The organism is Nitratireductor aquibiodomus NL21 = JCM 21793 (assembly GCF_000615975.1).
In the GTDB taxonomy this organism is placed as follows: domain Bacteria; phylum Pseudomonadota; class Alphaproteobacteria; order Rhizobiales; family Rhizobiaceae; genus Nitratireductor; species Nitratireductor aquibiodomus.
The window spans coordinates 19,393-35,161 of the sequence record NZ_BAMP01000042.1 but is presented as its reverse complement, the minus strand read 5'-3'; the positions used below and the strand labels follow the sequence as shown (position 1 = coordinate 35,161).

Sequence of the window (15,769 nt, the reverse complement as noted above, 5' to 3'; positions counted from 1 at the left end):
GCGGAGCAGGTCACCTCAAGCCTGCGAAAGGCAGCCGTCTTGAAGCAAGGGCGGAAGCCCAAAGCGTCGGGCGGCGCCAAGCTGTCTGCCGTTGCGAGATCTATTCGATCGAAGGTGCGCAAAAAATACTCTGCGCGCTGGGTCAAGGAACCATAGTCGCCGTCGGGAAATGATCACTTGCGGGAGGCGGACTGACCGAGAGCGGAATCATGTGCCTCATCGCCTCCCCCAACCTCAAGCGCCCTGCCCCATTCCTTAGCCAGAGCCCCCAACGGCACGAGTTTGTCATAGATGGCAAGACCGAGCGGCGTTGCCGCATAGCCCTCCGGCACCCGATGCACCAGCATCGCCTCCTGCAACTCCTTCAGCCGCTGGTTCAGCGCCGCGGGCGAAATGGTTTCGCACCGTTCCTGCAGGCCGCGAAACGTTGTCGGGCCGCCTTCCGCCAACGACCACAACACGCCCATGGCCCAGCGTCGCCCAAGAAGATCGAACAGGGCCATCACCGGCGCGCCGGATCGCGATCCGCGCACGGGCTGGCCGGGCTTGGGGATGGGCGTTTTGCTTTTCTGCTGCATGCTATAATTTCCATAGCAATTGATATGATGACGTGCTATTTATTTTGTAGCATACTTGTCGATGACAGGAATAGACCATGAACGACAGCAGCTATGAAATCTGTGACGCCCGGTTCAAACGCTCGGTGCAGCTTGCCGAACCGGTGGAGAAACTCTGGACCGGTGGGCGCTGGACCGAAGGGCCGGTCTATTCGGCCCTTTGGCGGTCTGTGATCTTCAGCGACATTCCGAATGACCGGCGGCTGCGCTATGACGAACTCACCGGCGCTGTGGGCGACCACCGCTCGGGCCTTGGGGCCTACACCAATGGAAGCACGCTCGACCGGGAAGGCCGTCTGGTCATGTGCAATCACGGCACACGCTCGGTGACCCGGATCGAACTCGACGGAGGCCTCACCGTGCTGGCGGACCGCTATGAAGGCAAGCGCTTCAACTCCCCCAATGACGTGGTGGTGAAGTCCGATGGCTCCATCTGGTTCACAGACCCGACCTATGGCATCGAAACCGATTATGAAGGTTTCGCCGCCGAGCCCGAACAGGACGGGCAGCATGTCTACCGCATCTCCGCAACCGGAGAGGTGACGCGGGTGGCGACGGATTTCGTCTGCCCCAATGGCCTCGCCTTTTCGCTGGACGAGAGCATTCTCTATATCGTGGATTCCGGCGGCACGCGCTATCCCGACGGCCCGCGCCACATCCGCGCCTTCCGTGTCGAGGGTGACAAACTTAAAGGAGGCGAAGTCTTCGCCACCTGTGAGGCCGGTGTGTTTGACGGGTTCCGGCTGGATGCGCAGGGGCGCATCTGGACATCGACCGGAGAAGGCGTGCACGTCTACCACCCGGACGGGACCCTGATCGGCAAGATCTTCGTTCCGGAGGAGGTCTCGAATCTGACATTTGGCGGGCCGAAGCGCAACCGGCTCTACATCACCGCCAGCAGCAGCCTCTACACAGTTTTGCTGGCATCGTCGGGGGCCGTGCAATGACGCCCTTTCAAAACCCGCATGGGTAACGTGCACCCGCAACGTGAGGAGAAGGTGGACCGCGCCATTTGCCCCGAAGACCTGCCACAGTGGATGGTGGGTGAACTCGTCATCGACAGCACGCCGCTCGGCTAGAGCGGCATCAAGGTAATGCGCTACCGCACCCCGCCTCAGGAGATCAGCGCCCGGGGCTGACCGATTTTGCGGTTGTTGCCTACCAGGTTCAGGAGACGATCAACTGGCGCCACAACGGCAGCGCGTGGGAAAGCGCGTCTGTCGGTCCAGGTAGCGTTTCAGTGATGACCCGCTCCGAGACCTCGCATTGGCGATGGGACGCGGCGATCGAGGCTCTGCACATCTACATGCCCTTCGACGCGTTTGCGCGCACCGCTGAAGAGGCCTTTGAACGGGACATTGCGGAGATAGAGCTGAAGGCCAGCCTGGCGGCGCAGGACGTAATTCTGACAGAGATGATCCAGCGCCTTGCAACTGAGGCCTGTGAAAAAGGCCTTGGCGGCCCGCTTTATGTGGAGGCGCTGCGTTGCCAGATGGCTGTGCACATCCTGCGCAGCTATGCCACCATCAGATTCCAGCCAAAGGAACAGAATGACGGTCTGTCACAGGCACAACGCAGGCTGCTCATGGACTACATTGATGAGAACATCGGGACGAGCCTGTCGCTTTCCGAACTCGCCTCCCTTGTGGGGTTGAGCGTGTTCCACTTCAGTCGGCGGTTCCACCGGGAATTTGGCCGCCCACCCTACGCCTATGTGCTGCAACAGCGTCTGGACCACGCAAAAGAACAACTTTCCCGCAGGGACCTGCCCTTGAAGGTCATCGCCGCAGCCAGCGGATCCTCCGATCAAAGCCATATGACACGGCTGTTCAAGCGCACGTTGAATGTCACGCCTGGAGAGTGCGGTAATGGCGGCAATGCCGGATCTCATACTGGGCATGGTGATGATCTTCATGTCTTTAAAGGAAAGACACCCGCCGCCTGAGGTCTGGGACGGCGGGCGCAGTTTTGTGCAGGCGAGCGCCGACAGCGGCGCCGGCGATCAGAAATGTACATTCAGGCTGAGACTGGCGGAATGATCCTGAACGCCGGAGCCGAACTGGCCGCCATAGGCAAACCCCAGCGTGGCCTTATCGGTCAGGTTCACGTCGAACCCGGCCTCCAGCACCAGACTGTCCTGCGCCAGCGGCACGCCTGCAATGGTGAAGGCATCGCCACCCGAAGCGAAAGCCATTTGCGAGGTGGGCGCGCCGCCGAAAGCGTGCCGCCAGCCCAGCATGCCGCACAGCATGGCATCTGCGTCGCCCAAGCTGACAGCAGTTTCGGCGCGCAGGCCAAGGGTGGTGAAGGTTGCATCAACGGTGTTGGAATCCGCGGTCAGCGCCGCAGCACCACCGGTCTCGGTGAAGCCATCGGTCGACAGGTTCACATAGGCGAGATTGGCAAACGGTTCGAACCGGGCAGCACCTGTCTCGATGCTGTAAGCCGCCTCGCCCCAGGTTTGCAGGGTCCGGGCGCTGTACGATGCCGAGAGACTGTCCGAGAACCCGGTAAAAGCCACCGATCGCGATGTATCAAGGCTGTGCCAGCTATGAGCTAGCCCGCCGGTCAGGGTGAAAGCATCCCATTCGCCGCCGCCGTAGGCGCCCAGCGTGTAGGTATCGGCCGTGCTCGAGGAAAACCGATCATCGACGCTGAAGTGTGTGCGGGAATAGCCGCCCAGCATACCGAAGCGCGCATTGTCCCAGACCAGCGCATCGCCGCCCATCAGGAACCCGCCGATGGTGCGGTCCAAGGCGGCGGCGTTGCCGTCGCTGTTCCACCGGCTCCAGGAGCCGAAACCCTGGCCCCACAGGCCAAAGCTCTCGGAAATCCGATCCTCGATCTGGGCGCTGCTATCAGCCCCAACACCGCCGAGCGCCACGCGCAACCGGTCCATCGCCGCCTCGCGCGGGAAACGGCTGTCTTCGAGCAATGCCGTCTGCGCCGAGGCATGAACCTCGCCGGTCAGGCTATCGAACGCGGCCCGGGCATCCACTTCGTTGCCGACGAGCCCGATCAGCGCGTCGTAGACCGCGTTGCCGTTGCCCAGATCCTCCAGAACGGGTGCAACGGCCTGCTGGTTCGGCGTCCGTGCAATATCGGAGAAGAAGATGACCTGCTCGAAGGTCAGATAGACATTGGCCGCGTCATAGCTGTCGGTGAAATCGAGGAAGACATAATCGTCTGTCACGCTGTCGAACGTTCCAGTCACGCTGCCCGCCGTGACGATGGTGTAGGTACCCGGCGTATAGGTCGAACCGTCATCCGTCCCGTTCTCGGGCGTTACATGCACCGTGCCGCCATTGATCATCACCGTACCGCTGGCTTTCAGCAGGTCGCTGTTGGTCCCGGCAACGAAACCGCCGTCGTTGAGTTCGACGGTGTAGGTGGAACCTACAGCAAACATGGCCGAGGCGACATTCAACGTACCGATGGAGTTTCCCGGCGTCAGATTGCCGCCGAAATTGACCGTCAGCGCTCCCACCGTGCCGCTGCCGCCAAGCGAGCCGTCGTCGACATAGACCGTTCCACCGAGGGAATCGTTTACGTAAAGACTGCCGCCGGAAACGACGGTCTCTCCGGTAAACCCGGAAGAGTCGGCGGTCAGGTTCGTGACACCCGCGAAAAATTCGTTCGATCCAAAGCCGGAAATTGCCGCATCAAAATCATATGCAGGGTTGGTATGATTGAACACAAGCTCGCCATTGCCGCTGCCAAAGACAACGTCGGACGTATCCAGCGTACCTGCTGCGACAGCCGCATCACCCTCCGCCGCGCCAAAATTGATAACGCCTGATCCTCCACTGGCTGACGCTATCTCAACACCGCCAGTTGCCGAAACCCTGCCACCATCGGAAATTGTCAGCGTGCCGTCGCCATCCTCGCCGACATAAAGGGTGTTGTTATTCGTCCAGGTCGATCCCGCACCCGTCACCGTCACCGCGCCGACAGAACCAGAGTCATAGCCAATATAGCTGACAGCATTCGAGACCGTGCCGCCATCAGCTATGGACATCGTCCCTGTGCCTTGTTCGGCAATGTAAAGATCGCCTATGAGCGTCCAAGAAGAACCGCTACCAGCAATTGTTGCTGTGCCCGTAGCGCCGGAACTATTGCCGACATAGCTATAGTTGCCGGTCAGAGTGCCGCCATTTTGCACCGTCAACACGCCTGTCCCGGCCCGCCCGACCACGAAGGCGTCCGTTACATCCAGTTCGCTTCCGGTACCGTCTACAGCCAGAGTACCGTTCCCGGTCGCGTCAAAGCCAAGCATGACATCATCGCCGACAGAGGCCGTGGCGCCGTCTTCGACGTTCATCGTGCCGGTGCCGCTTTCACCGACATATAGATCGCTTGAATTCGACCAACTTGAACCCGCTCCGGTGACTGTCACCGCACTGATCGCACCTGAAACAAAACCGACAGTTCCCGCCGTATTGCTCACTGAGCCGCCATCAGCAATGGTCAAGGTGCCAGAACCCGCGAGACCGACATAGAGGGTCCCGGAATTGGTCCAGGTGGAGCCGGCGCCGGTCACACTCACCGCGCCCTCGCTGCCTGCGGCGTAGCCGATTCCGGCTTCGTGGTTACTGACCGATCCGCCGCTCTCAATCGACAATGCACCATCGTTGCCGCTGAACGCCCCGACTATCAGGTCGGCGGAGGTGTGGGTGATGGAGCCGCCATCGACAGTCAGCGTGCCGAAATTGACAATGGTGCCGCCGGAGTAGGTGTTGGTACCCGTCAGCGTCGTCGTGCCGGTGGCGGTGTGATTGACCGCCACGGTGCCGGTGATATCGATGGCCGCGCCGGCGCTGGTGCCATCATTGGTGAAAAAATAATCCGTGTCGGTGTGCTTGAAGTTGAGGGTGGCGGTGCCGGAGCCGCCAGTGACGGTGGCGGCATTGAGAATACCGGCGCTGGCACCGTCCCCGATATTGAGCGCGCCGGCGGAGTCTGCGTCATCGGCAATCGTGAGGGTGCCAGCGCCGGCATTCACGTTCACCGCACCGTCATCGGCAATCGTCAGCGTGCCGGTACCGGCGCCGCCGACCTGCAAGGTGGAAGCATTGTCCCAAGTGGAGCCGTCGCCGGTTACTGTCACCGCACCCACGCCGTCCGAGTCGTTGCCGATGATACCATCGCCGTTGCTGACCGATCCGCCATCGGCGATGGTCAGTGTGCCGATGCCCGAGTTGCCGACCCACAGGAGTCCGGAATTGGCCCAGGTGGAGCTGGAGCCGGTCACACTCACTGAGCCTGTGCCGGCCGAAAGGTTGCCGATGACGCCAGAGGTATTGCTGACCGCCCCGCCATCTTCGATGGTCAGCGTGCCAGCGGCGGCATTGCCGACATACAGCTCGCTGGAATTGGTCCAAGTGGAGCCAGAGCCGGTCACCGTCACCGTTCCGGCGCCGCCCGAAAAGGCACTGATATAGCCGGCCGTATTGCTGACCGTACCGCCATTTTCGATGGTCAGTGTGCCGGTGCTGAATTCGCCGACAAGAAGACTGTCGCCGATATTCCACGGACTTGTTTGCGTACCGCCACCGCCGCCATTCACGGTTTCCGAGGCATTACCGGTGGTGCCGGTGGTGTCATCGATCACCTCTTGCGCCAACGCCGTCTGCAGTAAGACGAAAACCAATGCAGTTGTCGTCATCAGCGCCAGAAGGATAGGGCCAACGGGTCGACGAGCAGACCTCACCCGGCGGTTTACATTTCGGTTGTTTCTTTTCTGCACTGTGGGCACCCCGAATACAGTTTTCCCGCCGCCTCGAATCGAAGCGGTTGGCTCATTGCTTCAAGGTTTAGGAACGCAGGCACGTCGGCGCATGCGACGTTTGTGCGATATCACGGCGATTTTCTTCAGTTGTTTCGCACGAATATCGTCAGCGGCAATAAAGGTTCAGGGCCGCGATTGCCTACGCACGATTTGACCGTTGGGGCAAACCGCTCAAAGATGTGGATGACGCCGATGGCGTCACCCTACTTGTTTCCGCGAAAAAAGCCGATGTGCTGACGGTTTACACCGCTTGCGTGGCCTGTGTGTGGCTGAGCGGACTGGGGCCGTAGGCGTTGTTGCCCGGCATGCCTTTGAGGAACCCCAGTTCGACGATCATCCATAGCCCCACGGCCACGGTCACCAACGTCACCACCGTCGCCCCAATACCGGGAATCATGATCTGAGTACCGGCCAGTTCCTCAGCCGAATAACCAATCTTGAAAATGCTCATGACCTGCATGAGAACGCCCGGCGCGATGAACACAATGGCCCATGGCATGGCGGACTTGCCACGATCGTGAAGCCGCTTCACGACAATGGCGGACCAGAAATAGGTGATCGCCGCCGCCACGGCGAGTTGCACAAGCATCACCATGATGCTGTCGGACGCGGCCGAGTTCATTCCCACCGCAGCAACAGGTGAAATCTGCAGCATTACCACCCCTGCAACGACCGCAACCGCAACCAGTGCCAGAAAACCGAGCCAGAAGCCCTTGCGCGAAATGCGCCCGCTGAAACTTGTAAAAAGGTCCATTTCTTTCCTCCACTATTGTGTACTGGCGCTGCTATTGGCCGTGGCCCCAATGGTCAGTTTTCCGTTTGAATCGAGCGCGGTAAAGTCGACGCGCTCCATGGTGGTGCCGCCCACACCATCAGTGGCGGCTGTATTTACCAGGCTATTGGCAGCATCGCGCCAAACCGAGGGCTCGCTGCCATTGATCGCCGAAGCGATCCAGGAAATCATCAATGCGCCCGCGCCTCCCTCGCCTCCGTCCCAGGGCCGGGTGGATATATTCAAAAGCGGCCCTTCCGGCTCGGCATTGGTGATCAGCGTACGTCCCTCCCCGAGGCGATGCAGGCAACTGATGACCGTCTTTGTTTTGTCACCCGGCTTGGGATTTTCCACACATCTCTGTTCCTCAAAGCTCAGGGTTTCCCCTGCGGCATTCGACGCGGCGCCAACCCGCTCGATGAGTTGATCGATAGTTAATCCCAGATTTTGCGCCTGTACCGGCGCCGTGGTGAGCAAAATCCCCATAGTCAAGGATGCGCCGATTGAGAAAATTGACCGTTTCATGGACATCGTATTTTCCTTCTGTCTGGTTTCGATGTGCCTGCTATTCGGCACCGAGTGGCGGGCCGACGAATTCAAGCTGAAACATCTTTGAAATCCGCTGCATGGCCGGAATATCGCGCGGCACTTCAAGCCCGGCTGCCGCGACTTCTGCAAAGAATGTTTCGAACCCGCCGGGCGTGAGAACGGTGAGCATTTTTGCGACGCCTTTACCGCGCACACGAAATGCATGCGGCGTGCCACGGGGAATATGCACTACCCCTCCAGCTCTCAGTGTCAGACGTTCGTCTGCTCGCGCGAAATCGACGGCGCCCTCAAGGACATAGAACGTCTCATCCGCGTCGTGATGGACATGCAGAGGTGGCCCAAAGCCGGGCTGATCCTCGGAACGAAACATACCCATTGCTCCGTCCGTCGTTTCTGCAGAGAGCAAGACCTCATATCGCGTCCCCATCCAGGTCACGTCGTGGATAACTACAGTATCGGCGCGCCCCATCGTAATCCCTCCTGTTATCAGGTGAGAGGTTAGGGAGCGCGAAACGATCGATCATGCGACGTTTGTGCGATATCGAGGCGATTTTCTTCAACTTTTCAGCGGGAATGGAGGAACCGCATCAGCATCGCACAAACGTCGCATGCACGGTTGCGCTCGCGCCTGTAGCTTTCCCGGGGCAGGAAAACCAGGAGAACGAAATGAGGAACCGCGCAATCGTGCTGGGTGCGTTGATGGTCATGGGGGTTTCCGTTCCAGTGTCCGCGGGAGCATGGGAGCTGATTGGCAAGAAAAACGTCACCGACCGACTGGACCATGACATCATATTTAAACCCGGCCCACGCCGCTTCGCGCAAATCAGGCTCTGTGTCAGCCGAAACCCGGTGCGCTTCTACGATGTCGATGTGCGTTTCGCCAATGGCGGGCACCAGGACGTAAAAATCGCCCGCCGGATCGAACCGGGTCATTGCACGCGGGCAACCAACTTGAAGGGGCCCGGCCCGCGTGACCTGCGCTCGGTCAAATTTCTGTATGAAGAGTCCAGCCTGAAACTGCGCCGCGCCACCGTCCGTCTCTTCGCGCGCTGAGCGGATGTAGTATCAGGTTGCCCCAAGTCATAAGAAAAGAGGCCTCCAATGACCCGCGCTATCCTTCCAACAGTGCTTTTCCTTCTGTGCGCCGCTCCGCAACCGGGGTTTGCAGAAGACTGCCGCGACAGGTTCACCCGATTGCTGATCCACGGCAATGGCGACGGGCCTGTAAAAATTCATGTCACCCAAGAGATAGTGGGCGGCCCGACCACAACCAACTATTTCCACCAAACCGAAGCTGGTCATTGGATGACCGAAATGATCGAGCCAGAAAATTCGCCCTGGGTGCTGACCTACGACAATGTCATGTACACCTCGCAGGACAAGGGAAAGACCTGGACCGAGCTTCGTGCGCTCGACACAAGGAATAACCAGGCGGACGCCAAGGACGGTTTGCGCGAAGACGCCAAGACCGCAAAGAACGTCGTCTGTGGTAAGGAAACGCTGGAGGATGCTGTTCACGACACCGTTGAAGCGGACTATTCGTCCCAGCGGGGAACGACGGAAATCCACGCCAAGTTCTGGGTGGACCAGAAAAGCGGCTACATTGCCAAGACATTCTATCACATGAAGAACGACGGCTTTGAGAGCATGACGACACAGCTCATCGAGCCCGCCCCTGACTTGCTATTGCCAGTTCCCGAATAATGCGAGCTGGAAATTGTGATACCGATGCCGTGCACGCGCACAAGCGAAAACCTTCACGCTTGCATTTCTTGTGCAATAGATAAGCGTTGTCTAGAAATACTACCGTCAGCCGAAAGGCAGAGGCTGCGAGCTGCGGAAGGTTATGTCGCGCAGATTGTTGTTATGCGTCGGAGTAAGTCACTTGCGGTCGGAAAAAAAACAACAGATTGTTGCGCTCGCCCTGGAAACGGTTTCCAACGCGGCCAAAGTCGAGCGTTTCATCAATGAACTGTCGACGATCTACGACAGATCCGTAGATGCTCCAACACGAGAGCCTGGCACGGACACCGGGAAGAAACAGATACTTGACCTCACCAGCGCCGAATATCATTTCGAGAAGGCGGCAGATGCATTCATGCGGCTCTGGCGTGGCGATGGCGTCAGATCGCCTGCAATTCGCGACGCCGGTGATGTCGTGCTGTTGGACAGCAACGCAACCATCCTTTCGGTACAGATCCAGGACGACCAGGAACCGCTTTTCGTTGTCGGAGAGAGCGTGTTTTCGGCGCCCACCGATGCGGATACCGAACATGTTCTGAGCGAAAGCCTGAGACAGGTCGCGCGCACCGACTCAGAGGCCGTTTTCAGCATATTTCCTTTCTACGCATTAGACGGACAGCGCAGCTTGTGGGCACTTTCTTCCGCCAGAAACCATGAGAGCGACGCTGTCGCACGGCTCAGCCGTATCGACTTCGAATGGTCACAGGCAGCGGGCGTTGCAATGGCCGAAGCGTTTGGCTTGTCGGACTCTGAGCAGGCGGTCCTAAAACCCTGGTGAGAGGTCAAAGCCTCTCCCATCTCGCACATAGCCGTCAGCGTTCGATTCAGACGGTCCGTACTCAGGCCAAATCCCTTCTGGCCAAAACGGGAGTTGGTTCCCAGCTCGATCTTGTTCGGCTGTTCGCAGCGATCACCCTGAGCACGCCGGAGATTGCTGCCCCGGCATCTAGCCAGCCGAACGATCCGACACCAGCGGGCAGCCTTTCCCTCACCCTTCCAGACAAACGACAGATACAGGTGGATGTTTACGGCCACCCCACCGGGCATCCGGTGATTTTCCTGCACAACATGTTTTCGGGAACGGTTATGTCGCCTCCCGTTGTCGAGGCCCTGAAGCGGCACAGGATCAAGCTGATATGTCCATGGCGCGCAGGGTTTGCCATGTCCACGGCTTACCCGAGCAAGCCCTCGTCCCCTGAGCAGGCATTCGCGTCGGATCTCGAATTCGTGCTTGACGCGTTCGGCGTTGAGAAAACGATCGTGGTGGGGCACATGTCGGCTGCGGTTTATGCGGCGGCGACTGCGGCGCTGCTGCCGGATCGCGTCAACAATGCCTTGGCCATCGCCGGATTTCCACCGTTCCTGAATCGCGAATATATCCATCGTCTGCCGGCATGGCCTCGCCTCTATGCGTATACGGCACGCTATTTTCCGAAGGCGCTTTCACTCCTCGTGCGGGGAACATTCGGTCTGCTGATCGACAATCGGCCCGAAGTCCTGTTTGACAATCTCTACGCTTCGGCACCGGTTGATAGGAAAGCGATATCCTCCGCCAGCGTCAGGACGCTTTTCCTGAGTGATTTCCGTCGTGCCTTTCAGCAGGGGACCGGCAGCTATGAATACGACGCCGCTTTGGCGGCATCCGATTGGTCTGTATGGCTGAGGAAGCTCGCACCGCGCACCATGACGTTCGTCCACGGCATGCAGGATCCTGTAACGCCGTTCGATCTGGTGGCTGAAATCGCAACTATGCGCGCCGAGCTTGAGATTGTACCCATCGATAATGCCGGTCAGCTTGTCCTCCACCAGGCCCCCGATCGGATCGCGAGCCTGATCGCGGATCTGGTTGGGTAAGACTGTAGGTATCGACAGGCTGATATAGCCGAAACCAAACCGGATCGTCCGGGGTGCTGGCTGGAATACCCTGCATGGGGTAAGCGCTAGCGATCACAATAAGATAGCTTCCACCTCGCGAGGCCTTGATATGGGCGCGAAGAGCGACCGGTAATGGAGAGCCATTCTCCTCCGGAAAGCGATATTTGGCAGTGTTCCGACGCCGCGTCGCCGTCAGGCGAACAAGGGGGAAGCGATGGCGAGCGCGACAGAGATCGTCGGACAAATTTACGACGCGGCATTTGATGCCGAAATCTGGCCGGAACTGTTATGCGCCATCGCCGATTATACCGGCGTAGAAAATGCCGCGCTCGTCGCCACTGACCCACAAATCAATTATTCGTCGGTTGTAACACCCCGCGCAGACCCTCAGGTCGTTTCAGACTATGCAGACCATTGGTGGGAGCATGATCCGACCGCCGAAGCGACGGCAAGAATGCCGGTCGGACAAGTGACCAGCCTTGACGACACTGGCCGCGCCAAGTTCTTTGCCAGCCGATTTTACAACGACTATTGGCACGATTCAGGTTTGGGTGCCGAGCGGGTCGCCACCAATCTGTTTACCGACAACGACGGATTCGCCAGCGTCGTTCTGCAAGCTTCGCCGCGTCGTGACGAGATCGAAGACGATACAAGGCACCGCTTTCTGCTTCTTGTCCCACACTTGATCCGATCGGCCGACATTGCCCGTCGGCTCCAACGGATGGCTTTTGAGAAGGCGGCCCTGAACGCCGGCTTTGGCACCCACCAAACAGGCACCATCATCGTTGATGCCATGCGGCGCGTCCTTTTTGCCGACGACGCAGCCGAACAGCTCTTTGCAGCGCGCTCCGGCATAAATGTCGTGCACGGGCGAATTCACTTTGCCAATGCGAGCGCCGATGCCGCACTGAGCGCGGCCGTCAACGCCTGTTCCCAAACGAGGTTCAACGCGCCGGCCGGACGAAGGATTGACCTCAATCCAACCCAGCCAGACACGACCCTTACTGTCGATATCAGCCCTTTCCGCATCGCAGGCGTGGCGCCCGGCGAGCCGCGGCCTGCCGCAATCCTCCTCATTGACGATCCTGGCCGCCGCCGGCGTCAGCACGCCGACGCCTTGCAAAAGAACTTCGGCTTCACGCCCGCCGAGGCAAAGCTTGCACTTGAAATGCTGAAGGGAGATGGGCGTGCCGCTGCGGCCAAGCGCTGCGGCATCTCGATCAATACCGCACGTACACAACTTTCAAGCATTTTTGAAAAGGCCGGGGTGGTGCGTCAGGCTGAACTGATCAAGGTTCTGATGGACCACGGAAGAGCATACTGATCGAGATGGCGTGAGTATCGGTGCCTCGAAATCCGCCGCATACATCGGACTCAGCAACTGATCGAAGCCCTCATGCCGAGGGAACCGGGAGCAGGTTCCATCTGTCAGAGTTTGGCAAGGCAGCTTTCAAACACCTCCACAGCAGCAGCCGAACCCACCTGTGGAATGGGCAGTCCATTCGATCCTATTACAATGGACATCTCATTTCCCGAGGAAAGGCGCTCAAGCACGGCGTCGATGTCATCTCTGCTGGCAAGGCGAGCCCCGTACCGGTCCACTTGTCCAGCATCTTCGTCCTTGTATTTGTCCAGGCGCATGGACAACAGGCTCTCACCATCGAACGCAATCCTTGCCTCCATCACCTCGGGCGCGGCGTCGGATTTGCGCAACGTGAGGAGAAGCGGGTAAACAGAATTCGATCCGTCCGTCATAACGCCAAGAGCAAGGCCTGTTTCCCGCCCGCTGGACCACAGCAAATTGCAGGATTTAAACGCGTTGGAATGTACTTCCGGCTCGGTGTTCGACGACCACCCTCCCCCGGCGAGGGCAGGCACGCCAAGGAGTGTGGTCATTGCCACCGCCATCGCCGCGCTGCAAAATACCTTCTTCATAGAATTCCCTCCATTATGACTTCGGTGCCAGGGGGCCGTGTTATCGGCTATCGCTTCTGGAACAAGCCCACTGCACCGCCCAGAAGCGAGCCCTCGCTGGTTTTCTTGCCATCCTCGGAAGGTGCGTTCTCCAAATCCGGTCGGCCATCCGACTCTGAGCCAAGCTAGCTATGCAGAATTCATCCCGCATGCGACGTTTGTGCGATGCGCGATGATTTCGCTTGCTGTAGTTTTTGATCAGGCTGAGATCGGCAAAGTAACGTTAGGCATTGAAAACATGAAGATATTTGTACGCCTGGATAAGCGGAGCTTCTGCAAAGTGCCCGACTGGGGTTTCTCGGCTTAAGAGCCAAACGACAGGAGCTGCCAATGCCTGGGACCGCGGCCCAACATGGCAAAGACAATACGCCGCCAGATCGCGGTGCCAAAGTGCTGCGTTATTTCAGCACCTTCCTTTTTGTCGTAGCGCTTCTGTCGTGCCTGGCTCTTGCGTTCACCAGTTTCGATGCGGTTCGCATGGCAATCTTCGGTGCCGATGGTCAGGCAACCGTTGTAGATATGCGCACGGATACCTATCGCACGGTTCGAACCTATGGCAGCGGCAGCGGTACTGTCTTGGATGCGAGGCTGCGGACGGACTATTACGTGACCTACAAGTTCAACGCCGATGGCCAGGAATACCAGCGGGAACGCAGGGTTTCAGAGGCATTCTATCGTGATCTCTCCGCTGACGAAACAATCGCCGTTCGCTATCTGCCGGGCACCCCTGAAGAAAACCACATCGACAAGAAGTGCATCTCTTGGAGCATAATCGTGCCCGCACTTATCGCGGTTTTCTTTTTTGGCACCGGCTACCTTTTTCATCGAGTCGCTAAAATTGCCGCCAAAAATTCGGCGGCCGCCCAGCCAATATCGGCCGATTAATTCCAGACGCTCGGCAAGTTGCTGCGCGGCGTATATTCACTGCCGGGAGCTATTTTATCATGTTTATCTTCCTACCAACTTGGGGCTGGTGGCTGCTGCAGACGCGCAATGGAAAACGGGAAGCTTCATGGCGCATATGGTTCCTGATCTTCCTGCTGCCGGTCGGTTTCTTTTGTGCGTCAGCCTATCTGGCCTGTATCACGCTGATATTTGTTGGGAATGCGGAACGCACGACCGGAGAGGTCACCCGGGTTTATGAATGGGAAGACACAACGCCTTGGTCTGAAAGCAAAATGACTTACAGCCCGGTTTTCCGTTACCAAATCTCCGATGGCTCCCTGATAGAGGCCAGCACCGGGCAATCTTCTCCCAATTGGGACTTCGAAGTCGGCTCGATCCACGAGATACTCTATCTCCCGGATCGTAAGGCGGATGTGAAGCTCGATAATTTCGAGGCGCTTTGGGCGCTGCCGTCCATGATTGCTGGAATTACGCTCCCAGCTTTACTGCCCTCCTTTCTGGGAGCCATGCTGTTGTTACGCTGGCTTAGAGGCGGCACACAAACAGTTCCATCAAGAAACAACGGCTAATGACAGCGGGCATTTGATGCAGATCAAGGAGAAGAGGACCGCGCTTTTCGTTTATCTCTATATGGCGGGTATAGCTGGCATCTTCATCGCGCTTGTCGGCTACGGCATTTGCGACCAGCAAACACGCACCTCTGCATTCGAGCGCGCCGGCATAACGACAACAGCGACCTATGTTGCCAGCCGGGGGCACAAGGGGGCGTCGTGTAAGGCATCGAGTCCGGCCAACTGTCGGTATCGGTATTGTGGCCAGGTCCGATTCCTTGTCGATGGCCAGACCTTTACCGCTGAAGCACCGGTTTCAGCCGAGTTTCACAGAACGGTCGAACCGGGTGATACTGTCCGGATCCGCTACCTGTCCGATGAGCCGGAAACTGTGCAGATCGGTCCGAACACCGATCCTGGCGAGCGTCTGCTTCATCGGCAGATGCGGGGCTTCCACCGTCCGGATAATCTAAAGTTTCTCCGAGGCGGAGTATCTCATGCGTCGTTCTCCCCATCCCCGATCATGCTTTTTTGAGCAGCCGGTTCTCAAGCGTCAGGTCGGCGACCAACTCCTTCAGGGCTGCAGATTCCGACCGCAGTTCCTTGACTTCGGGCGCCGTCGCCTGACGGGTCGTGTCGCCTGCCAGCCGGTTCTTGCCCGCTTCCAGGAACTCCTTAGAACAGGAATAATACAAGCTCTCGGCAATCTCCTCCCGGTGTAACGTGATCGACCTTGCCGTCCCCACCGCCCTCGGGTCCGGTCTGCGGCCGAAGGTTGGGGCAGACGGTACGCTCGGCCAGTTTGCGACAAAAGACTTCGAAATCCTTGTGCTGATTCCGATCGGTCAGCGTGGCCAGATGGTAACGGAACTACGACTCGCTCAGGCGATAAGCTAACCTCTGTTCACTGTCGGAGAACAGGTGCGGCCGATTGGCCCGCATGATCTGTGACGGTGTTGCGCGGTGATCCAGTATTTCTCGAAACTCCAATCGC

General features: G+C 58.6%; 16 protein-coding genes and 1 pseudogene. 10 read left to right on the top strand and 7 right to left on the bottom strand.

What is annotated here, in order from left to right; all coding sequences use genetic code 11:
- The coding region (locus JCM21793_RS28760; RefSeq protein ID WP_280113518.1) for a PaaI family thioesterase at positions 1-173 on the top strand (173 nt) is incomplete at its 5' end.
- Here JCM21793_RS28760 and JCM21793_RS12925 read toward each other — a convergent pair.
- Positions 174-578, bottom strand: coding sequence for a winged helix-turn-helix transcriptional regulator (locus JCM21793_RS12925; protein ID WP_025030646.1), 405 nt, complete (start codon positions 576-578; stop codon positions 174-176).
- Positions 579-655: 77 nt separating this feature from the next.
- On the opposite strand from JCM21793_RS12925, the gene JCM21793_RS12920 reads away from it, so the two are divergent.
- Complete coding sequence (locus JCM21793_RS12920) at positions 656-1,564, top strand: SMP-30/gluconolactonase/LRE family protein (protein WP_025030645.1); 909 nt, start codon at positions 656-658, stop codon at positions 1,562-1,564.
- Between the two features lie 296 nt (positions 1,565-1,860).
- Positions 1,861-2,562 (top strand): AraC family transcriptional regulator, encoded by a 702-nt coding sequence (locus tag JCM21793_RS12910; protein WP_025030644.1) that lies wholly within the window; start codon positions 1,861-1,863, stop codon positions 2,560-2,562.
- 57 nt (positions 2,563-2,619) lie between these two features.
- Here JCM21793_RS12910 and JCM21793_RS25770 read toward each other — a convergent pair whose 3' ends face one another.
- The 4 genes from JCM21793_RS25770 to JCM21793_RS12890 form a co-directional block, all read right to left on the bottom strand.
- On the bottom strand, positions 2,620-6,228 hold the full coding sequence (locus tag JCM21793_RS25770) for an autotransporter domain-containing protein (RefSeq protein WP_162175222.1): 3,609 nt from the start codon (positions 6,226-6,228) through the stop codon (positions 2,620-2,622).
- A gap of 418 nt (positions 6,229-6,646) precedes the next feature.
- On the bottom strand, positions 6,647-7,159 hold the full coding sequence (locus JCM21793_RS12900) for a DUF805 domain-containing protein (protein ID WP_025030642.1): 513 nt from the start codon (positions 7,157-7,159) through the stop codon (positions 6,647-6,649).
- Between the two features lie 12 nt (positions 7,160-7,171).
- Positions 7,172-7,708, bottom strand: coding sequence for a hypothetical protein (locus tag JCM21793_RS12895; protein ID WP_155983447.1), 537 nt, complete (start codon positions 7,706-7,708; stop codon positions 7,172-7,174).
- 34 nt (positions 7,709-7,742) lie between these two features.
- Positions 7,743-8,195 carry a cupin domain-containing protein gene (locus JCM21793_RS12890; RefSeq protein WP_036540293.1) on the bottom strand — a complete coding sequence of 151 codons (453 nt, stop codon included), beginning with the start codon at positions 8,193-8,195 and terminating at the stop codon, positions 7,743-7,745.
- 197 nt (positions 8,196-8,392) lie between these two features.
- Between JCM21793_RS12890 and JCM21793_RS12885 the strand changes: the two genes are divergently transcribed.
- The 5 genes from JCM21793_RS12885 to JCM21793_RS12860 all read left to right on the top strand — a co-directional run bounded on the left by JCM21793_RS12885 (position 8,393) and on the right by JCM21793_RS12860 (position 12,668).
- Complete coding sequence (locus JCM21793_RS12885) at positions 8,393-8,779, top strand: DUF2541 family protein (protein WP_155983446.1); 387 nt, start codon at positions 8,393-8,395, stop codon at positions 8,777-8,779.
- A gap of 48 nt (positions 8,780-8,827) precedes the next feature.
- Positions 8,828-9,430, top strand: coding sequence for a hypothetical protein (locus JCM21793_RS12875; protein WP_155983445.1), 603 nt, complete (start codon positions 8,828-8,830; stop codon positions 9,428-9,430).
- Positions 9,431-9,611: 181 nt separating this feature from the next.
- Positions 9,612-10,247 carry a hypothetical protein gene (locus JCM21793_RS12870; RefSeq protein WP_025030636.1) on the top strand — a complete coding sequence of 212 codons (636 nt, stop codon included), beginning with the start codon at positions 9,612-9,614 and terminating at the stop codon, positions 10,245-10,247.
- Entirely contained in the window at positions 10,244-11,323 is a 1,080-nt protein-coding gene (locus JCM21793_RS12865; RefSeq protein ID WP_155983444.1) for a bifunctional helix-turn-helix transcriptional regulator/alpha/beta hydrolase, read from the top strand. The genes JCM21793_RS12870 and JCM21793_RS12865 overlap by 4 nt, the downstream gene beginning before the upstream one ends.
- 235 nt (positions 11,324-11,558) lie before the next feature.
- On the top strand, positions 11,559-12,668 hold the full coding sequence (locus JCM21793_RS12860) for a helix-turn-helix transcriptional regulator (RefSeq protein WP_025030634.1): 1,110 nt from the start codon (positions 11,559-11,561) through the stop codon (positions 12,666-12,668).
- Positions 12,669-12,772: 104 nt separating this feature from the next.
- On the opposite strand, the gene JCM21793_RS12855 is transcribed toward JCM21793_RS12860, so the two are convergent.
- Positions 12,773-13,279 carry a hypothetical protein gene (locus tag JCM21793_RS12855; RefSeq protein WP_025030633.1) on the bottom strand — a complete coding sequence of 169 codons (507 nt, stop codon included), beginning with the start codon at positions 13,277-13,279 and terminating at the stop codon, positions 12,773-12,775.
- Positions 13,280-13,648: 369 nt separating this feature from the next.
- On the opposite strand from JCM21793_RS12855, the gene JCM21793_RS12845 reads away from it, so the two are divergent.
- Positions 13,649-14,203: a DUF3592 domain-containing protein gene (locus tag JCM21793_RS12845; protein WP_025030632.1), complete on the top strand. Its 555-nt coding sequence runs from the start codon at positions 13,649-13,651 to the stop codon at positions 14,201-14,203.
- A gap of 59 nt (positions 14,204-14,262) precedes the next feature.
- Entirely contained in the window at positions 14,263-14,793 is a 531-nt protein-coding gene (locus tag JCM21793_RS12840) for a DUF3592 domain-containing protein (RefSeq protein ID WP_025030631.1), read from the top strand.
- Positions 14,794-15,181: 388 nt separating this feature from the next.
- Here the strand turns inward: JCM21793_RS12840 and JCM21793_RS28755 are convergent.
- Positions 15,182-15,491, bottom strand: a pseudogene (locus JCM21793_RS28755) (IS3 family transposase); the annotation flags it as partial.
- Positions 15,492-15,769: the final 278 nt, after the last annotated feature.